General features: G+C 70.4%; 15 protein-coding genes and 1 pseudogene. 10 read left to right on the top strand and 6 right to left on the bottom strand.

From position 1 onward, the window contains the following. The first annotated feature begins 208 nt into the window (after window positions 1-208). The 7 genes from ACIPPM_RS21180 (at window position 209) to ACIPPM_RS21150 (ending at window position 10147) form a co-directional block, all read left to right on the top strand. Window positions 209-2803, top strand: coding sequence for a Pls/PosA family non-ribosomal peptide synthetase (locus tag ACIPPM_RS21180; protein WP_401449983.1), 2595 nt, complete (start codon window positions 209-211; stop codon window positions 2801-2803). Window positions 2804-2814: 11 nt separating this feature from the next. Then, window positions 2815-6042: an amino acid adenylation domain-containing protein gene (locus tag ACIPPM_RS21175; protein ID WP_401449981.1), complete on the top strand. Its 3228-nt coding sequence runs from the start codon at window positions 2815-2817 to the stop codon at window positions 6040-6042. Window positions 6043-6085: 43 nt separating this feature from the next. After that, window positions 6086-7090 carry a TauD/TfdA family dioxygenase gene (locus tag ACIPPM_RS21170; RefSeq protein WP_401449978.1) on the top strand — a complete coding sequence of 335 codons (1005 nt, stop codon included), beginning with the start codon at window positions 6086-6088 and terminating at the stop codon, window positions 7088-7090. Further along, window positions 7087-8154: a 2,3-diaminopropionate biosynthesis protein SbnB gene (gene sbnB, locus ACIPPM_RS21165; protein ID WP_401449976.1), complete on the top strand. Its 1068-nt coding sequence runs from the start codon at window positions 7087-7089 to the stop codon at window positions 8152-8154. The genes ACIPPM_RS21170 and sbnB overlap by 4 nt, the downstream gene beginning before the upstream one ends. Window positions 8155-8189: 35 nt before the next feature. After that, complete coding sequence (gene sbnA / locus ACIPPM_RS21160) at window positions 8190-9218, top strand: 2,3-diaminopropionate biosynthesis protein SbnA (RefSeq protein ID WP_401449974.1); 1029 nt, start codon at window positions 8190-8192, stop codon at window positions 9216-9218. Window positions 9219-9350: 132 nt separating this feature from the next. Then, window positions 9351-9767: a phage holin family protein gene (locus ACIPPM_RS21155; RefSeq protein ID WP_401449971.1), complete on the top strand. Its 417-nt coding sequence runs from the start codon at window positions 9351-9353 to the stop codon at window positions 9765-9767. Beyond that, window positions 9764-10147, top strand: a complete 384-nt coding sequence (locus tag ACIPPM_RS21150) for a DUF3618 domain-containing protein (RefSeq protein WP_401449969.1) — start codon at window positions 9764-9766, stop codon at window positions 10145-10147. Before ACIPPM_RS21155 ends, ACIPPM_RS21150 begins: the two co-directional genes overlap by 4 nt. Before the next feature lie 73 nt (window positions 10148-10220). Here ACIPPM_RS21150 and ACIPPM_RS21145 read toward each other — a convergent pair whose 3' ends face one another. After that, the gene (locus tag ACIPPM_RS21145; RefSeq protein WP_401449966.1) at window positions 10221-10922 is read right to left on the bottom strand and encodes an SDR family oxidoreductase; all 702 of its coding nucleotides are present in this window, start codon (window positions 10920-10922) and stop codon (window positions 10221-10223) included. A gap of 131 nt (window positions 10923-11053) precedes the next feature. Here ACIPPM_RS21145 and ACIPPM_RS21140 point away from each other — a divergent pair, with 131 nt between their 5' ends. Continuing rightward, entirely contained in the window at window positions 11054-11458 is a 405-nt protein-coding gene (locus ACIPPM_RS21140) for an ATP-binding protein (protein WP_401449964.1), read from the top strand. A 7-nt stretch (window positions 11459-11465) separates the two neighbouring features. Here the strand turns inward: ACIPPM_RS21140 and ACIPPM_RS21135 are convergent, their stop codons facing one another. Continuing rightward, window positions 11466-12878: a sugar porter family MFS transporter gene (locus ACIPPM_RS21135; protein ID WP_401449962.1), complete on the bottom strand. Its 1413-nt coding sequence runs from the start codon at window positions 12876-12878 to the stop codon at window positions 11466-11468. A 94-nt stretch (window positions 12879-12972) separates the two neighbouring features. Continuing rightward, the gene (locus ACIPPM_RS21130) at window positions 12973-13587 is read right to left on the bottom strand and encodes a hypothetical protein (RefSeq protein ID WP_401449960.1); all 615 of its coding nucleotides are present in this window, start codon (window positions 13585-13587) and stop codon (window positions 12973-12975) included. Window positions 13588-13961: 374 nt separating this feature from the next. Here ACIPPM_RS21130 and ACIPPM_RS21125 point away from each other — a divergent pair, with 374 nt between their 5' ends. Continuing rightward, window positions 13962-14408 (top strand): hypothetical protein, encoded by a 447-nt coding sequence (locus tag ACIPPM_RS21125; protein ID WP_401449957.1) that lies wholly within the window; start codon window positions 13962-13964, stop codon window positions 14406-14408. A 68-nt stretch (window positions 14409-14476) separates the two neighbouring features. On the opposite strand, the gene ACIPPM_RS21120 is transcribed toward ACIPPM_RS21125, so the two are convergent. The 3 genes and pseudogenes from ACIPPM_RS21120 to ACIPPM_RS21110 all read right to left on the bottom strand — a co-directional run bounded on the left by ACIPPM_RS21120 (window position 14477) and on the right by ACIPPM_RS21110 (window position 18578). Further along, window positions 14477-15688: a beta-1,3-glucanase family protein gene (locus ACIPPM_RS21120; protein WP_401449954.1), complete on the bottom strand. Its 1212-nt coding sequence runs from the start codon at window positions 15686-15688 to the stop codon at window positions 14477-14479. Between the two features lie 101 nt (window positions 15689-15789). After that, window positions 15790-16659, bottom strand: a pseudogene (locus ACIPPM_RS21115) (family 16 glycosylhydrolase); the annotation flags it as partial. Between the two features lie 440 nt (window positions 16660-17099). Then, window positions 17100-18578, bottom strand: coding sequence for an MFS transporter (locus ACIPPM_RS21110; protein WP_401450153.1), 1479 nt, complete (start codon window positions 18576-18578; stop codon window positions 17100-17102). A gap of 336 nt (window positions 18579-18914) precedes the next feature. Between ACIPPM_RS21110 and mgrA the strand changes: the two genes are divergently transcribed. Further along, window positions 18915-19961: an L-glyceraldehyde 3-phosphate reductase gene (gene mgrA, locus ACIPPM_RS21105; protein ID WP_401449951.1), complete on the top strand. Its 1047-nt coding sequence runs from the start codon at window positions 18915-18917 to the stop codon at window positions 19959-19961. The last annotated feature ends 54 nt before the right edge of the window (window positions 19962-20015 follow it).

Below are 20015 nucleotides of genomic sequence, written 5' to 3'. Positions count from 1 at the left end.
GATCCCGGATGTGCCGCTCACCTGCGGCTGCCCAGAAACCACGGGCCTGCCGGGGTCTTTCCGGCTCGCGGGTTGATCGATTCGAAGTGGCAGCCTGACGGCGGCGGGCCGAAACTGAAGCGGCAGTTCGTGATCAGAGAAGAGCACGTGGCCGAAAAGCGATCCAGACGTTCTCAGCGATCGATCCAGACGTTCTCCAGGAGATCACATGGTGGAACAGTCCTCGGACGTCCATATAGAAGGAACGGACGAGCACACCCTCGTCGAGCCGCGCGGTGCGGGCCCGGCGGTGGGGCAGACCGAAGCGCGGCTGGCTGATGCGCTGGCCGATGTCATGGGTGTGGAGAACGTTCCGGCCGACGCGCACTTCTTCGACGGCCTCGGTGCCAATTCCCTGGTCATGGCGCAGTTCTGCGCACGGGTCCGGAAGCGGGAGGATCTCCCGTCCCCGTCCATGAAGGACATCTACCGGTATCCCACGATCAGCGCCCTGGCGGCGGCTCTCGCGGAGTCCGCCCCGGCTCCGGCCGATTCCCCGGCCTCTCTCTCCCCCGCCGCGCTCGTGCTGCCGCCGGAACCGGTGACCCGCGCGAGCACGCTTTCCCACACGCTGTGCGGCACGGCCCAGTTGCTGATCTTCCTGGGATATTCACTGGTCGCCGGTTTCGCCACGGCGGGCGGATACGAATGGGTCGCCGACGGTTCCGGTGTGGTGGACGTCTATCTGCGGTCCCTGCTGTTCGGCGGCATCGGATTCGTGGTCCTGTGCGCTTTTCCCGTCGTCGCCAAATGGCTGCTCGTCGGGCGCTGGAAACCCGGTGAATTCCCTGTGTGGGGCCTCTCCTACCTGCGCTTCTGGGTCGTCAAGGCGCTGCTGCACGCGAACCCGATGATCCTCTTCATCGGCAACCCCCTGTACGTGTTCTATCTGCGGGCGCTGGGCGCGCGGATCGGCAAGGGGGTGACGATCCTCTCCCACTCCGTACCGGTCTGCACGGACCTGCTGACGATCGGTTCCGGCACGGTCATCCGCAAGGACTCGTTCTTCCTCGGCTACCGGGCGCACGCCGGGCGTATCCAGACCGGCCGGATCAGCCTCGGCCGGGACGTGTACATCGGGGAGAAGACCGTCCTGGACATCGACACCTCGATGGGGGACGGCGCCCAGCTCGGCCACTCCTCGTCGCTGCACACCGGCCAGGCCGTCCCGGACGGCGAGCACCGGCACGGCTCCCCCGCGCAGCCGACCGACGTGGACTATCTGCGGGTCGCGCCCGCCCGGTGCGGCACCGCCCGCCGGATCTGGTTCGGACTCGGCTCGCTGCTCCAGTTGTTCCTGCTGTACATCCCGCTGGGCGTGGGCGGCCTGTACATCCTGTTCAACGCGGTGCCCGCGGTCCGCAGACGGCTCGACCCCGAGACGGCGCTGCCCCTGACGGAGCTGACGACCGACGCGGTGGTCCTCTCCCTGATCCTGTTCACCGGCTTCGTGGTCCTGGGCCTCGCCCTGCTGTGCACCCTGCCCCGCCTGCTGGACCTGGTGGTCCCGCCGGACCGGGTGTTCCCGCTCTACGGATTCCGGTACGCGGTCCACCGGGCGACGGCACGGATGACGAACATCAAGTTCTTCGCCTGGCTCTTCGGGGACAGCTCGTACATCGTCAACTACCTGCGCGGCATCGGGTACGACCTCTCCCACGTCGAGCAGACCGGGTCGAACTTCGGCACCGAGGTGCAGCACGAGAGCCCGCTGCACGTCACGGTGGGCAGCGGGACGATGGTGGCCGACGGGCTCTCCGTGATCAACGCGGACTACTCGGCCACGTCGTTCCGGGTGTCCCGGGCGACGATCGGGGCGCGCAACTTCCTGGGCAACAACATCGCCTACCCCATCGGCGGCCGGACCGGCGACAACTGCCTGCTGGCGACGAAGGTGATGGTGCCGCTCGACGGGGAGATCCGCGAGGGCGTCGGGCTGCTCGGCTCGCCGTGCTTCGAGATCCCCAGGTCGGTGGAGCGGGACGCCCGGTTCGACGACCTCAGGACCGGGGAGACGCTGCACCGGCGGCTCTCCGCGAAGAATCGTTTCAACCTGCGCTCGATGGCCTTCATGCTCTTCGTGCGCTGGCTGCACGTCCTCGTGCTCACCATGCTGGCGCTGGCCACGGTGGAGCTGTACGGCGTGCTCGGGCACGTGGTGATCGCGACCTACATGGCGCTGACGCTGGCTCTGTCGACGCTCTACTACGTGCTGCTGGAGCGCTGCCTCACCCGCTTCCGCCGCCTGCGCCCCATGCTGTGCTCCATCTACGACCCGGCGTTCTGGGCGCAGGAGCGCCTGTGGAAGGTGCCGGACCGGCATCTGAACATCTACAACGGCACCCCCTTCAAGGCCCTCGTCTGGCGCCTGATGGGTGTCCGCGTCGGCCGCAGGGTGTTCGACGACGGCTGCTACATGACGGACCGCACGCTCGCCGTCATCGGTGACGACTGCACCCTGAACGCCGGGAGCAAGGTCCAGTGCCACTCGCAGGAGGACGGCACCTTCAAGTCCGACACCAGCACGCTCGGTGCGGGCTGCACCCTGGGCGTCGGCTCGCACGTGCACTACGGCGTGACGATGGGCGACGGCGCGCGGCTGGCGCCGGACTCATTCCTCATGAAGGGCGAGGAGGTCCCCGCGCACGCGCGCTGGGGCGGCAACCCCGCCGTGGAGATGCCGGAGGCCGCGGTCCTGCCCGCCGGTACCGGCCGCAGGACCCCACCGTCCGTCGACAGCGCCGCCGCGGCGTCCGTGAATTGAGGGAGCATCCGATGGGAACGCGTGTGCAGGCGGACCGGGAGTTCTGGAGCGGCGTGCTGACCGCCGGCGGATTCACCGCGGTACCGCGCTGGGCCGAGGTGCCGGTCGCCGGTACCGCCGAGCACGAGGTGCCGGTGCCCGGGTCCGTGGGCGAGTCGGTACGACGGCTCGGGGTTCCGGCGGACGCGCTGCTGCTGGCCGCCCACGCCAAGGTGCTGTCCGTCCTCTCCGGCGAGCAGGACGTGGTGACGGGGTACGCGGCGGACGCGGACGGCGAGCCCCTGCCCTGCCGCCTCACCGTCTCCCCCGGCACCTGGCGCGAACTGCTCGCGGAGGCCCGGCGCGCGCACGAACAGGTGCTGGAGCACCGGGACTTCCCCCTGGCGGACCTGCGGCGCGAACTGGGCGTGACGGAACCGTCGTACGAGGTGGTGTGCGGTCCCCCGGAGCCGCTGGCCGGTGACCACGTCCTGCGGGTGCACTGGTCCGAGGACGAAGGGCGCCTGGTGCTGAGTTACCGGACGGACGTCCTGGACACCGCGAGCGCGGACCGGATCGCCGGGTACCACCTGCGGGCGTTGGAGCTGATGGCGGCCGACCCCGCCGCGGAGCACATGGCTCGGAGCCTGCTGTCGGACCAGGAGCGGCAGGAGCAGCTGGAGGGCCTGGCCGGTCCCGCGCGGGAGCTGCCGGACGCGAGGGCGCACGAACTGTTCGAACAGCGCGTACGGCAGCACCCGGACGCGGTGGCGGCGGTGCACGGCGGCCGGGAGTGGACGTACGGCGAGCTGAACAGCCGGGCCAACCGGCTGGCGCGGGCGCTGGTGGCGCGCGGGGTGGGCCGCGAGGACGTGGTGGCCGTGGTCACCGAGCGAAATCTCGACTGGCCGGCCGCGACGCTGGCCGTGTTCAAGGCGGGCGGCGTCTACCTGCCGATCGAGCCGCACTTCCCGCCCGGCCGTATCGCCGCGACCCTCTCCCGGGCCGGGTGCCGACTGGTGCTGACCGAGTCGGGCAGCACCGGCACGCTCGACCAGGCGCTGGCCGACGTGCCCGGCACCGAGCGGCTGCTGATCGGGGACGCGTACGCGGAGGGCCACGCCGACGACGACCTCGGGGTCGCGGTGGACGCCGGGCAGTTGGCCTACATCTACTTCACCTCCGGCTCCACCGGCGAGCCGAAGGGGGCGATGTGCGAGCACGCGGGGATGCTCAACCATCTCTTCGCCAAGATCGACGACCTGGGGGTCGGCGAGGGCGGGGTGGTGGCGCAGACGGCACCGCAGTGCTTCGACATCTCGCTGTGGCAGCTGATCTCCGGGCTGCTGGTGGGCGGGCGGACGCTGCTGGTGGAGCAGGACGTGCTGATGGACGTGGAGCGGTTCGCCGACACGCTGGTGGGCGGCCGGGTCGGCGTCGCCCAGCTCGTGCCCTCCTATCTGGAGGTCCTGGTCTCCTACCTGGAGCGGCATCCGCGCGACTTCCCGGACCTGCGCTTCGTGTCCGTGACCGGTGAGGCGCTCAAACCGGAGCTGACGCAGCGCTGGTTCGCCGTGCAGCCCGGCATCAGGCTGGTCAACGCCTATGGCCTGACCGAGACGTCGGACGACACCAACCACGAGATCATCGACGGGGCGTGCGAGCGCGTCCTGCTGGGGCGTGCGGTGAACAACGTGCGCGTCCTGGTCGTGGACGAGCGCCTCGAACTGGTGCCGCTGGGCGCGCCGGGGCTGATCGCCTTCTCCGGGGTCTGTGTGGGCCGGGGGTACGTCAATGATCCCGAGCGGACGCGTGAGGCGTACCGGGAGGACCCGTTCCGGCCGGGTGAGCGGCTGTACCTGGGCGGTGACTGGGGGCGCTGGCATCCCGGCGGCAAGCTGGAGTTCCTGGGGCGCCGGGACAACCAGGTCAAGATCCGGGGCTTCCGCATCGAGATCGGCGAGATCGAGAACACCCTGCTGCGGGTCCCCGGGGTGCGGGACGGCGCGGTCGTCGTGGCCGAACGGGGCGGACAGGGCAAGCAGTTGGCCGCCTTCTACGCGGGGCGCGAGCTGCCCGTGGAGGTGCTGCGCGAGGCGCTCGGTGCCGGACTGCCGGAGTACATGGTGCCCGCCCACTTCCACTGGCGGTCGGCGCTGCCGCTGACGGCCAACGGCAAGATCGACCGGAAGGCGCTCACCGCGCTGACCGAGCGGGCCACCCCCGCGGCGGCGGACGGCGCCGGGGACCGGGCGCCGCGTACTCCGGCCGAGCGGAGGCTCGCGGCCGCCTGGGCGGTGCTGCTCGGCGTGCCCGAGGAGCGGATCGGCCGCGACGACCACTTCTTCGACTCCGGCGGCACCTCCCTGACGGCGGTGAAGCTGACCATCGCGCTGGACCGCGCGGTGTCCCTGAAGGACATCACCCGCAACCCGGTCCTCGCCGACCTGGCCGCCCTGCTGGACGGCGCGGCCGGGCAGAGCGCGGAGCTGCTCCAGCCGCTGGCGGAGGCCGCCGGGAGGCCGGAGTGCGCGCTCGTGTGCTTCCCGTACGCGGGCGGCAACGCGGTCAACTTCCAGCCGATGGCCAGCGCGCTGGCGGGCGGCGGGATGTCGGTGCTCGCGGTGGACCTGCCGGGGCACGACCTGGCCGGGCGGCAGGAGCCGTTCGGCTCCATCACCGAGGTGGCGGAACGGGTCGCGGCGGAGATCACGGCCCGCGGTCTGACGCGGGTCATGCTGTGGGGCCACTCGTCGGGCGCCGCACCGGCCGTGGAGACGGCCCGCAGGCTCCAGGAGCGCGGGGTGGAGGTGGCGCGGCTGTTCCTCGGCGCGCAGCTGATCGGCACCGCCGCCGAGCGGCACGCCGCCGTGGAGGCGCTGTCGGTCCGCAGCGACGCCGAGATCGCCGCGCGGCTGGCCGACGAAGGTGGTTATGTCGAGCTGGCGGAGCTGACCGCGCGGCACGCGGAGCGGGTCGGCGCCGCGTACCGGCACGACTGCCTCTCCGCGCACCGGTACTTCTGCGACGCGCTGGAGAACCCACCGGCGCCGCGGCTGTCGGCCCCGGTGTCGGTGGTGGTGGCCGCCGACGACCCGTACACGGCCGGGTACACCGGGGCCCACCGGGACTGGCTGCTGCTGGCCCATCGCGTGGACCTGCACGAACTCCCCGACGGCGGGCACTACTTCCCGCGCCTGCGCCCCACCGAGGCGGCGAAGGCCGTACTGGCCGCCGCCGAACCGCTGGCCTCCTCCTGACCCTCTCCCAGCCCCGTGACGGGCGACCGAAAGGAAATCCGAGATGTCGACCTCATCCCTGTCGGCCCAGCTCGATGTGGAGCTGCGGCCGGGCAGACCGCCGGTGGCCCGCATCGACACCCCGGCCGACGTGCCCGCCTGGGCGGCGCGGTACCGCGAGACGCTGCGCGCCCAGGTCGCCGAGCACGGGTCCCTGCTGGTCCGGGGCCTGGGACTGCGGGACCCTGAGCAGGTCGGTGCCGTGTTCACCGCGCTGACCGGTGGCCTGATGACCGAGCGGGAGTCCTTCGCACCGCGCGAGACCTACGGCTCCGGGGTCTACGAGTCCACGACGTGGCCCGCCAACCAGCCCATGTGCATGCACCACGAGCTGAGTTACACGCAGGAGCCGCCCGGTCTGATGCTGTTCGCCTGCGTGACCGCGCCCGAGGACGGCGGGGCGACTGCGGTCGCGGACGCGACGGAGGTGCTGCGGGAGCTGCCCCCCGAGGTGCGGGAGCGCTTCGAGCGGGCGGGCTGGCTGCTCACCCGGTCGTACAACGACGAGATCGGGGCGTCCCTGGAGGAGTCGTTCGGGACCGCCGACCGCGCCGGGGTGGAGAGCTACTGCCGGGCGCACGGCATCGACTTCATCTGGCAGCCGGACGGTTCCCTGCGGACGGCGCAGCGGCGTCCGGCCGTGGTCCGGCACCCGGTGACGGGTGAGGCGTGCTGGTTCAACCAGATCGCCTTCCTGAACGAGTGGACGCTCGCCCCCGAGGTGCGCGAGTACCTGGTGGACATCTACGGCGCGGACGGCCTGCCGTTCAACACCTGCTTCGGGGACGGCACTCCGATCGGCGAGGACATCGTCGAGCTGCTCAACGCGACGTACGAGAAGCACACCCGGCGCGAGCCGTGGCAGGCCGGTGACCTGCTGCTGGTCGACAACGTGCGCACCGCGCACAGCAGGGAGCCCTACACCGGGGACAGGCAGGTGCTGGTCGGCATGGCCGAGCCGCGCCGACTGGAAGCCGGTGCCACGAACCCGGAGGCGAGCGAGCGATGACCGATCTGTTGCCCAGCACCACGCGGCCCACCGCACCCGACCCGGCTTCGCCGACGTTCGCGGTGATCTCCGGTGAGCAGGTGCAGAAGGCCCTCACCGGGCGCGAGAAGGAGATCGTGGACCTGGTCGAGGCGACCTACCGGTTGCACGGGGCCGGGGACTCGGTGAACCCGCCGTCCTACTTCCTGCGGTTCCCCGACCGGCCCAGCTCGCGGATCATCGCGCTGCCCGCCTCGGTCGGCGGGTCCGTGGCGGTCGACGGCATGAAGTGGATCTCCAGCTTCCCGGACAACGTCCGGTCGGGGCTCCCCCGCGCGTCGGCGGTGCTGATCCTCAACGACCCCACGACGGGCTACCCGTTCGCCTGTCTGGAGAGCTCCATCATCAGCGCGACCCGGACGGCCGCGTCCGCCGCGCTGGCCGCCGACTGGTTCAGCCGCAACCGGCCGCGCCCGACCCGCGTCGGGTTCTTCGGCACCGGTCTGATCGCCCGCTACATCCACACCTTCCTCGCGGGCACCGGCTGGGAGTTCGAGACGGTCGGGGTGCACGACCTGGCCGCCGACAGCGCCGCCGGGTTCTGCGACTACCTGCGGCAGAGCGGGACGGACGCCGAGGTCACCGTCCACGACAACGCGGCGGACCTGATCCGCTCCAGCGACCTGGTCGTCTTCGCCACGGTCGCGGGCCGGCCGCACGTGACCGACGCGTCGCTGTTCGCCCACAACCCCCTGGTCCTGCACGTCTCGTTGCGCGACCTCGCCCCGGAAGTCCTGCTGGCTTCGGCGAACTTCGTCGACGACGTCGAGCACTGCCTGAAGGCGGACACCTCCCCGCACCTGGTCGAACAGCGCACCGGGAACCGGGACTTCCTGAACGGCACACTGAACGACGTGATGCTCGGCCGGGCCGCCCCGCCGCCCGACCGGCCGATCGTCTTCTCGCCGTTCGGCCTCGGCGTCCTGGACCTCGCCGTCGGCAAGTACGTCTACGACGGGACGGCCGCCGCGGGAAACCTCGGCCTCATCGACAACTTCTTCCACGACCTGCGCCGGTACGGCTGAGAGCGCTGCCCTTCCCCGGTACCAGGAGGCCCATCGTGCCCGTCATATCCGCTCCCCATGACTTCAACGAAGGCCATCTCTTCGTCGACCTCAAGTCGATCTTCGGATGTCCCCTCTACCTGAAGTGCGAGGGCTTCAACTTCGCCGGCTCCATCAAGCTGAAGGCCGCGAACGAGATGGTGGAGAGCGCCGAGCGGGAGGGCATTCTCAAGCCGGACTCCGTCATCGTCGAGTCCTCGTCCGGGAACCTCGGCGTGGCGCTCAGCATGATCGCCGCCAGCAAGGGCTACAAGTTCCTGTGCGTGACCGACTCGCGTTGCAACCTGTCGACCCGGCTGCTGATGGAGGCGCTCGGCAGCAAGGTGCACATCGTGGCCGACCTGGACGAGAACGGCGGGTTCCTCGGCACCCGGATCGAGTACGTCCGCTCGCTGTGCGCCTCCGACGACCGGTACGTGTGGCTCAGCCAGTACACCAACCCCGGCAACTGGCAGTCGCACTACCGGACCACCGCGCCCCAGATAGCACGTCACTTCCCGCGCCTGGACGTGCTGTTCGTCGGCACGGGCACCGCCGGGACGCTGATGGGGTGCGCCCGCTACTTCCGGCAGTGGCACCGGCCGGTGCGCATCATCGCGGTGGACAGCGTGGGCTCGGTCGCGTTCGGCGGGGAGCCCGGCCGCCGGATGATCCCCGGCCTCGGGATGAGCATGCGCCCGCCGCTGCTGGACGAGTCGTACGTCAACGAGGTGATCCGGGTGGAGGAGGCGGACACCATCCGGGCCTGCCACCAGATGGCCCGGCGCGGCTTCCTGTTCGGTGGGTCCACCGGCACGGTGGTCAGCGGCGCGACCGACTGGCTGGCCCGCCACGACACCCGCGACATGACGGCGGTGGCCATCGCGCCGGACCTCGGCGAGCGCTACCTCGACACCGTCTACCAGACCAACTGGCTCCAGGACCTGTTCGGTGACGAGATCCTCGCCCCGAGCGGCCCGGCCACCACCACCTTCCCGACGGACGAGCCGTCGCCCCGCGAACCGGACCGCTGGCCCCAGCCGTAACACGTCACCCCCCCCTGCCTCGTCCATGTCGGTGCCTTCGATGTGTGGGCCTTGTGGATCAAGGTCCGGACAGGCGTCCTCTCGCGTATGCGGGGCATCCGGTTCTCCGGATACGCAAGAGGGGTGATGGTCATGTTCGAGCCCGACCGTGAGCAAGCGGTGGCCCGGGACGAGCCGGTCGGTGAACTGGTGCAACGCGCCTCGCAGCAGCTCACCGAGCTGGTGCGCGGCGAACTCCGCCTCGCTCAGGCGGAGATGAAGGAGAAGGGCAAGCGTTACGGCAAGGGCGGCGGGCTCTTCGGAGGCGCCGGCCTGGTCGGTTTCCTCACGCTCCAGGCCCTGGTGGCCACGGCGATCGCCGCGTTGGCCGTACCGCTGCCGGTGTGGGCCGCCGCGCTCATCGTGACCGGCGTCCTCGGCGTGGTCACGGCGGTGCTCGCCCTGACCGGCAAGAAGGAGGTCGGCATGGCCGCCCCGCCCGCGCCGGAGCAGACCATCGACAGTGTGAAGGCCGATGTGGCCGAGATCAAGGAGAGTGCCAAGCGATGACACAGCAGCCGTTCGAGGAGTCCTCGTCCGCGAGCCCGCAGGAGCTGCGGGAGCAGGTCGAGCGGACTCGCCACGAGCTCGGGGAGACCGTGGAGGCGCTGACCGACAAGGCCGACGTCAAGGCCCGCGCGCAGGAGAAGGCGGCCGCGCTGAAGGTGCAGACCGCCGAGACGGCGCAGAAGCTGGCCGACAAGGTGCCGGACCCGGTCAAGGAGAAGGCGGCCACGGCGGCGACCCAGGTCCGGGTCAAGGCCGTCCAGGCCGAGCAGCTCTGGCAGGACCGGGCTCCTGAGCAGGTCCGCGACAAGCGCAAGCTGCTGATCGCCGGTGCGGTCGCGGTGGTCGCGCTGACCCTGCTCAGCCGTCGGAAGCGCCGCTAGCGCGTGTGCGGTGTGGAACGGGCCCCGGCCGGGCAAAAAGCCCGGCCGGGGCCCGTTCCGCTGTCCCGGCGGCTCAGTTGGGCTGGCCGACCGGCCGTACGACGACGGTGTTGACGTCGACCCCGGCCGGTTGCCGGATCGCCCAGACCACCGAGTCGGCGATCTGGTCCGCGGTCAGGAGCTGACCCGGCGGCAGGCTGCCGTAGCCGTCCCAGAACGGGGTCTCCACCCGGCCCGGCGCGACCAGCGTGACGCCGATGCCGTACTCGGTGACCTGGCGCCGGGTGTTCTCGGCGAGTCCGGTGACCGCCCACTTGGTCGCCCCGTAGAGATTGCCGGGGGTGTTCACGAACCCGGCGACGCTGCCGATGAGGACGATCCGGCCGCGGGACTCCTTGAGCGCGTCGACGGCGGCGCGGATGAGCAGCGCCGGGCCGAGGACGTTCGTCAGCACCATCTCGCTCCAGCCCGCCGGGTCGCCGTCGGCGACCGAGTCGTGCGTGGCGACACCGGCGTTGGCGATGACCGTGTCCAGCCGGCCGTAGGTCTCGATCGTGCGGTCCACGGCGTCCCGCACGTCGTCGTACGACGAGGCGCTGCCGGGTACGGTCAGCAGCTCGCCGGGGTCGCCCGCGCTCTCGGCGAACTCCCGCAGCCGGTCCTCGCCGCGCCCGGTGACGGTGACCCGGTGACCGGTGTCGAGCAGTTGCCGGGCCACGGCCGCGCCGATGCCGCTGCCGCCGCCCGTGATGAGCGCGACGGGTGAGTCGTTCATGGTCATCCCCCTCGGTGTTCCGTGGACACCGCGGAGCCCATCACTTGGAGTGCTCACGAAGTCAAGGGTTCGGGCGGGGTGCGGGGGCGATCGCGGGGAAGGCGGGTGTCATGAGTGTGGACGAATCTTCTGTGAGCGAGTCTTCCCTGCGGGCCGTGGGATGGGCGCGGTCGTTGCCCGTCAGCAGTGGGGTGAAGGTGGCGCGGGACTGGACCCGGGAGCATCTGGAGACCCTGGAGTGGGCGCGGAGCGCGCCGGAGACGGTGGACGCGGTGCTGCTGACCGTGTCCGAGCTGGTCACCAACGCGCATGTGCACGCCCAGGCGACCGCGCAGCTCGTGCTGACCTGGGACAGCGAGTGCCTGCATGTCACCGTGCACGACGCCTCGCCGCAGCTGCCCGAGCAGCGCAGGCCGAGCAGCGTGGCCACCGGCGGCCGGGGCATGCTGCTGGTGGACGCGCTGGCCGACAGCTGGGGTGCCCACACGTGCCCGCGCGGCAAGGAGGTCACGGCCTGCTTCCGTCCCGCGAGCTGAGGGCCGTTCAGGAGCGGGCGAAGTCGTCGGGCTGGAACTCGTGGTTCTTCAGGTGCCGTTCGATGTCCTCGAGGCTGTGCCCGGTGAGTTCCGGCATCTTCCACCACACGAACAGCCACGCGGCGACGTTGAAGAAGGCGTAGATCCAGAAGACCTGGCCCACACCGAAGGCGCTGATCATGGTGAGCAGGGTCAGGGTGATCAGCAGGTTGGTGCTCCACAGGGTGGCCGACTGGACGCTGGTGGCGGCGGCTCGCACGGAGAGCGGGTAGATCTCGGAGCCGGTGAGCCAGCCCATCAGCTGGAGGCCGCCCGCGTTGAAGAACATGAACGCCAGCAGGCAGGCCACGATGGCCGGGACGTAGGCGCGGGTGCCGTGGCCGGTGATGTAGAAGCCGCCCAGGACGAACAGGCTCAGCGCGGCGCCGGGCACCATGACCAGGGTGAGCCTGCGGCGGCCGACCTTGTCCACGATCCACAGGCCGACGATCATCATCACCAGGTAGACGACGCCGAGCGCCACGCTGACCCGGAGCGCGTCGGCGCGGGGGAAGCCGTTGTCGGTGAGGATGGTCGGCGCGTAGTAGATGATCATCTCGATGCCGGAGAGCTGCGTGAAGACGGCGATGCCGCAGCCGACGACGAGCGCCGGACGCACCCACGCCTGCCGCAGCCCGCGCCACCCCTGATGGCTCCGGTCGGTGCGCTGCTGACGCCGGGCCAGGGCGGTGATCTCGTCCAGCTCGGTGCGGATGTCGTACCCCTTCGGGCGTACCTCCTTCAGCACCTCCTCCGCGCCGTCCACGTCGCCCTTGCGCAGGATGAGCCACCGGGGGCTCTCGGGCAGCCGCAGCTGGCCGATCAGCATCAGCAGGGCCGGTGCGGCGGCCGCGCCGATCGACACCCGCCAGGACACGGCCTCGCTGGCGCCGACGATGGTGGCGATGACGATGCCGACGCCGATGGCGAGCTGGAAGCAGAGCACCAGCCGCCCGCGGATCGACTTGGGGGCCAGCTCGGCCACGTACATCGGCACGGTCTGGGTGGCGCCGCCGACGGCGAAGCCCAGCAGGACGCGGGCCAGGGCCAGGCCGACGGCGGAGGGAGCGACCGCGCAGGTCAGGCTGCCCGCGATGAACACACAGCAGATCAGCAGGATCGTGCGGTGCCGCCCGAAGCGCTCGCACAGCAGGCTGCAGCTCAGGGAACCGATGACGGCACCCAGCAGGATTCCGGCGGCGATCATCTCCTTCATGGTGTTCCCGATGTGGAACTCCTCGGAGATCTGGAGCAGCGCGCCGGAGATGATGCCGGTGTCGTAGCCGTACAGCAGGCCGCTGATCGCGGACACCACGGCCGCCATCAGCATGTGCCCGTTCAGGCCGTTGGTGCGGGGCGCCTGGCCCGCGGCTTGCGTCATGGTTCCTCCGAGGCGACGTCGACCGTTCCCGCCGCTCGAAACCGTACGTGGCGGGGGCCCCGGAGCCCGGACGGCTCGCTTCAGGACGATCCGGTCAGCCGCACACCAGCCTTTCGGCCTCGGCACTCGCCGGGGACAGCTTCTCGTCGATCCCGCACCTGACGAGGTCTCCGTACGTGACGGGCGACCAGGTGACCAGGGTGCCGCGTACCGGAGCGGTGCCCGGAGCATCGCAGTGGTACGCGAAGGACGCCTCGTAGGTGGTGACCCCGACGTCGTAGAACAGGGCGCCCGAGGACTTTCCGAAGGAGGTCTCCTGCACCTTGTCCGCGCCGAGGGTGAAGTCCGTTCCCGCTTCGGCCAGTTCCGCACCGGTCTTCTTCTCGAGCGCCGCCACGGCGGCCCGCGGGCTCAGGGTCCCCTCGGGCGGTGCCGGTGTCACCCCCGCGTGGAGCGAGCGAACGGGCACCGCCTCGAAGGACACGTGAACGCGGGCCCCGTCCCCTGCGTCGTAGCGCCGGGCGTCCGACACCCCGGCCAGCACCTCCCTCTTCACCACGGTCCCCCACCGGAACGTTCCGTGCGGGCAGGCCCGGCCGGACGGTGCGGCCGTGCCGCTCGGGGAACGCTCCGGCGCGGTGTCGGCCGCACAGCCGCCCCCGGCCAGCACGACGGCGACCGCGACCACCCCTCGCAACCCACGCTTCATCCTCGACAGTCCCTCCCCTTGATTCAGAGGCGACAGTCTTCACGCCCCTCTCCCCCGCCCTCGCACCGGGCTGCCCTACAGCGGCAACTGGTCACCCGGGTCAGGTGGTTGCGGGGCACGGAAGGTGCCGACGGTGCGGGAGTCGTTCACCCGGCTTCGCGGAGCGGTCTTCCGGTGGCGTCTGCTGAAACGGTTCTTGGTGCGAAGACCGGTTCGCCGCTGTACAGGTGCGCCCCCGGTGCGCCCCGCAGCGCGCCGAATGACCGGATTCGCCCTTCAAGCGCAGCTCATCCCCTCGGGACGATGGGTCGAGCCTCCGGGACTGCCGCCGTCCAGGGCGACAGCCGGAGTGCGGGACCAGGGGGAATTCCAGCATGAGCGTGCGCAAAGTCCTCGCCGTGGCGGCGGCCGCCGTGGCGCTGGCGGGAAGCCAGTTACTGACCGGCAGCGCGTCGGCGGCGGGCGGTGCCCAGGGCCGGATCGACAGCTATCTGGCCGCCCATCCCGGTGAGAGGCAGCTCGCCGCGGACAAGGCGACCATGCCCGGCGGCACGGTGACCTTCGCCGCCTCCGGCACCGCCGCGATCAGTTGCGGCTCCGGGCACCTGTGCATCCAGGACGGCAACGGCAAGCGCTACGACTACTACTACTGCGGCTACTACGACTTCTACGGGATCGGGGACGGCTACTTCAACAACAGCCAGACGGGCGGCACCGTCGCCCGGTTCTACAACGAGAACGGCACCGAGCGCTGGAGCAGCCGCGCGCCGCAGAGCGGTACGGCGTCCTGGACGCCGGTCTGGCACATCCGTCCCTGCTGACCGACCGGGGCAGCACACCGCTCCCCGCCTTGAGCCGAGGCGGGGAGCGGTGCTGTCACGGGGGTGGATCAGAACGCCGTCAGCGTGAGCGTGAAGCCGGAGGGCGCCGTGTCCTGGATGAAGGAGGCGAAGTCCGCGACGTCGTCGAAGGCGAAGCCGTACGCCTTGCCGTCCTGGGTGGCCGCGTGGATGGCCTTGGAGTAGTGGTTGGTCAGCTCGCCCTGGTAGAAGGCGGCCGGGTCGGTGCTGGGCTGCGCGGTGTCGGTGAGCAGCGTCGAGCGGTTGAAGCCCGCGCCGAGGACCGCGGCGACGGGGCCGGTGGTGCCGTCGTTCGGGGCGGCGAGGTTGCCGTCGCAGAAGAGGACGTCACGGGTGGAGGGCTTGGCGAAGGACACCGAGGCCGGGCCGTCGAAGGTGAAGCGGTCGCCGCGGACCCGGCCGGTGAAGGTACCGGCGTTCGTGGTGATCTTCAGGTCCTTGCCGGTGAAGGTGGACCAGACCTCGTCGATGTACGGCGCGAAGTAGTCCTTGGCGAACAGCCCGGCGTCCAGGCCGTGGCCCGGCGCGATGATGCGCTTGTCGTCGACGACCAGCTTGGCGAAGTCCGCGACCTCCTTGACCGCGGCGAACGCTGCGGCGCGGCCCCCGTCGCGGATGCTGCCGGTCGTCTGGTCCTTCTCCCCGGTGAGCCGGATGCTCATCGGCACGCTGAACATGTCGACCATCGTGGTGTTGCAGAACATGCCCGCGGCGTTGTACGTGAACTCCGCGCAGTCGTGCAGCACACCGAAGTTGGGGTCGGACTCGACCCACCCGGCCGGGAACTGCAGGGCCGCGTTGCCGTTGCCGTCGGTGACGGCCTTCATCTTCAGCTTGTCGCCGAGCGAGACGTAGATGCGGCCGGACATGAACGGCAGGGACAGCTTGGTCTCGCCGCTGCCCGCGAGCGGTATCGCGTAGTCGGTGAAGCCGTCGGCGCCGTTGTCGGAGGCGGCGATGGGCGCGAGGGTGCCGTCCTGCTTGAGGCGGACCTGCTTGCCGTCGACGTTGCCGACGACGTAGACGTTCACGGAGCCGTTGTCGAACGAGCCGCTGTTGTTGACGACGGTCACCGGCAGCGGACCCGACGCCGCGCGGGTCTTGTTGCCGCCGCTGTCGCCCGGCTGGTCGGCGAGCGCGAAGGGCGCGATGGCGGCGCCCGCGGGGATGGCCACGGCCGCGCCGCCCAGGGCGAACATCAGCTTGCGGCGGGTCAGGTTGCGCTGGTGACGAGGCGACATGCGGGGAAACTCCTTGCAGTGGGGGACGCACCCGGCCGGAGCCGGGACAACACGGGGACGGTCAGCGGGCCGGGCTGGTAACTCCCGGCCCCGGGACCTCAGTTCTGGGCGGAGACGTGGACGTAGTCCACGGTCATCGTCTGCGGGAAGGACGTACCGGCGTCGGGGCTGCCGGGCCAGTCACCGCCGACCGCGAGGTTGAGGATGACGAAGAAGGGGTGGTCGTAGACCCACTTGTTGCCGTTCACGTCGGCCGGGGTGCGGGTCTGGTAGTTCTGGCCGTCGACGGACCAGGTGATGCCGGACGGGCTCCAGTCCACCGCGAAGGTGTGGAAGTCGTCGGCGAACGGCTTGCCGTCGGGCAGGTTGTACGCGGCGCCGATACCGCCCGCGCCGGAGTAGCCGGGGCCGTGGATGGTGCCGTGGACCGTGCCGGGCTCCTTGCCGACGTTCTCCATGATGTCGATCTCGCCGCTGCCCGGCCAGCCCGTACTGCCGAGGTCGTCGCCCAGCATCCAGAAGGCCGGCCAGATGCCCTGGCCGCGCGGGATCTTGATGCGGGCCTCGAAGTGGCCGTACTTCTGCGTGAAGGTCTGCGCCGTGTTCAGCCGGGCGGAGGTGAACTGACAGGGCCCGTTCCAGCAGTTCAGGTTCGGGTCGGTGTTCTTGCGGGCGGTGATGACCAGGTTGCCGTTGCCGTCGAGGGCGGCGTTGTCGGTGCTGTTCGTGTAGTACTGCAGCTCGTGGTTGCCGTTGCCGCCGCCGCCCGTCTCCAGGGTCCAGCGGGAGCTGTCCGGCGCGCTGCCCGCGGCGCCGTCGAAGTCGTCGGACCAGCTGAACGCCGCCGGGGCCGCGTCGGCGCGGTGGGCGCCGGGACCCGTGGTGTTGAGCAGCACACCGGCGGCGAGCGCGGCGGCGCTTCCGCAGATCAGCCCGCGGTAGGACCAACGGCGTAAACGATGACCAGCCATGAGGGGAACACACCCTGTTCTCTGTGGGGGGACGTACAGGCACGTCCTCGACCGTGGGGGACGGGACGAACGCCGGAAGAGCACACCGCACACACCGGACCCTGGGTCTGAGAGCGCTCTCACACGCGGCGAGCACCTCCGGCAAGGCCCGACCATACGCCCCGCCCCCACCGGCTCCAACCACCCCGGCAGACTCCCAAATCGCCCATGAGGCACGGGTATCCGACCAAACGACAGCCTCTCCCGGTGACGTTTAATGCTCGATTAACCTCCCCTTAAGTCCCGTCCGGGGAGCGTGAGTCGGCGTCCTGACCTGCGGCGGTGCCGTCGTCACGGAGCGGGCGTGTGCCGGTACGCACCGTCGGCGCACCCGGTGTCCGGACACGCGAAGACCCCCCGTCGCCGGGTGGGCGACGAGGGGTCTCGCGGAGTCGGCGGGTCTACCCCCGGTCGCCCGCCGAGGGTTCCTTCGCCAGGGCGTACAGCTCCTTGGACGTCGTGATCAGTTCATGCCGTTCCTCGTTGGAGCCGACCATCGGCTGGGAGCCGCGCAGCGGGACCTGGGCGCTCTCGGGGAGGAACTTCACCGTGATCAGACCGATGACTCCGGCCAGCATCAGGTAGTACGCGGGCATCAGGTCGTCGCCGGTCGCGTCGACCAGCGCGGCCGTCACCAGCGGGGTGGTGCCGCCGAAGGCGGCGACGGCGAAGTTGAAGCCGATGCCCATGGCCGCGTAGCGGACGGCGGTCGGGAACAGGGCGGGCAGCGTGGCCGCGCTCGGCGCGGCGAAGAAGGCCAGCAGGGTGGCCAGGATCAGCACGCCGAGGATGGGTGCCCAGGTGCCCTCCGCCTTGATCAGCAGGAACGCGGGGATCGCGAGCACGATCATCGCGGCGGCGGCCCAGCCGTACAGCGGGCGCCTGCCTACCCGGTCGCTGAGGCGTCCCAGGAAGGTGATCAGGATGACGATCCACACCATGCCGATGAGCACCAGCACATCGGCCGAACTACTGGACCGGTGCAATGTCTCGGTCTGGTACGTCGGCAGATAGCCGGTGACCATGTAGTTGGTGACGTTGTACAGCAGCACCAGGCCCATGCAGATGAGCAGCGCCGCCCAGTGGTTCTTGATGATGTCCTTGAACTCACTGCCCGCCGACTCCTGGGCGAGGCTCTTCTCGTGCTCGTCCATCTGCTGCTGGAACGCCGGGGACTCCTCCAGCTTCAGCCGCATGTAGAGGCCGATCACGCCGAGCGGGCCCGCGACCAGGAACGGGATGCGCCAGCCCCAGGAGAGCATCTCGGCGTCCGACAGCAGCAGGTTCAGGACGGTGACCAGGGCGGAGCCCAGGGCGTAGCCGACGAAGGTGCCGAAGTCGAGCCAGCTGGAAAGGAAGCCGCGCCGCCGGTCGGGTGAGTACTCGGCGACGAAGGTGGTCGCGCCGCCGTACTCGCCTCCGGTGGAGAAGCCCTGCACCATGCGGGCGACCAGCAGCAGGATGGGTGCCGCGATGCCGATGGTGGCGTAGCTGGGGATGACGCCGATGGCGAAGGTACCGATCGCCATCATGATCATCGTGGTGGCCAGTACCTTCTGCCTGCCGAGGCGGTCGCCGAGCGGTCCGAAGACCAGTCCGCCGAGCGGGCGCACCACGAAGGCGGCGGCGAAGGTGGCGAAGGAGGAGACGACCTGGGCGGCCGGGGAGGCGCCGGGGAAGAACACCTTGCCGAGGGTGGCCGCGAGATAGCTGTAGACGCCGAAGTCGAACCACTCCATGCAGTTGCCGAGCGCCGAGGCGCCGACGGCCCGCTTGAGCAGCGGGGGTTCGACGACCTGGACGTCGTCCTTGCGGAAGGCGCCCCGATTGCGCCTGAGTCTGCGCGTCAGCTCCTCGCGCACCTGATGCGGGAGGTCCATCACGGCCTTCGAGGACTTCCTCTTTATGCCTGAGGGCCGCTCTCCGTCGGACAGAGCATCGCTCACTGCCGCTCCTTTCTCCGTCGGTGTCACCGGATGCGCTCTTTCCGGCCGCACCGGGCATCAGCCCCGTGTCCCATCCTGCTGCCCAACGCCTCAGACGTCACACCGGCCACGTGCACATGGGCGAATGCCGAGGTCAGCGGCGGGTGGATTAAGAAACAAGGCAGCTCAATCCGATGCCGTACGACGGTTGGACTTCGCGGGGCGGAGGGCGCAGGGTGGATCAGCCCCGATTCCGGGGGCACCCCTACGGCATCACCCGGAGATCACCCGATGAACCACGTCGCGGACCCCGCTCGTTACGACGGCACCATGCGCTACCGGCGCACCGGCCGCTCGGGGCTCGACCTGCCCCTGCTGTCGCTGGGCTACTGGCACAACTTCGGCGACGACCGGCCCTTCGAGACCCAGCGCGAGATCGCGCTGCGCGCCTTCGACCTGGGGATCACGCACCACGACCTGGCGAACAACTACGGTCCGCCCTACGGCTCGGCGGAGATCAACTTCGGCCGGCTGATGAAGCAGGACCTCGCGTCTTACCGGGACGAGCTGGTGGTCTCCACCAAGGCGGGCTGGGACATGTGGCCCGGCCCCTACGGTCAGGGCGGTGGCTCGCGCAAATATGTGCTGGCCTCCCTGGACCAGTCGCTGAAGCGTATGGGCCTGGACTATGTCGACATCTTCTACTCCCACCGGCTGGACGCGAGCACGCCGCTGGAGGAGACGATGGGCGCGCTCGACACCGCCGTACGCCAGGGCAAGGCGCTCTATGTCGGCATCTCCTCCTACGACGCCGAGCGCACCCGGCAGGCTGCGGCCATCCTGCGCGAGCTGGGCACGCCGATGCTGATCCACCAGCCGTCGTACAGCATGCTCAACCGCTGGATCGAGACCGAGGGCCTGCTGGACGTGGCCGAGGAGGAGGGCTTCGGCGTCATCGGCTTCACCGCGCTGGCGCAGGGCCTGCTGACGGGCCGCTACCTGGACGGCGTGCCGCAGGACTCGCGGGCGGCCGCGGGCAAGTCGTTCGACCAGTCCTGGCTGACCGAGGACATGCGGGACCGGCTGCGCGCGCTGAACGACATCGCGGCCGGGCGCGGGCAGAGCCTGGCCCAGATGGCGCTGGCCTGGGCGCTGCGCGACGAGCGGGTGACCTCGCTGGTGATCGGCGCCTCGCGCACCGAGCAGCTGGAGCAGAACGTGGCGGCCCTGCAGAACCTGGAGTTCAGCGCCGAGGAGCTGGCCGAGATCGACAAGTACGCCACGGACGGCGGGGTCGACCTGTGGGCCGACGCCCGGCAGGGCAACCTCGGCGGCTGAAGGGCGTACCGCGCATGACGTGACCCCCCTGAACGACTGCTTTCCGTGTGGCCA

This window comes from Streptomyces sp. NPDC090119 (assembly GCF_044747085.1).
In the GTDB taxonomy this organism is placed as follows: domain Bacteria; phylum Actinomycetota; class Actinomycetes; order Streptomycetales; family Streptomycetaceae; genus Streptomyces.
This window is presented reverse-complemented; position numbering and strand designations above follow the sequence as displayed.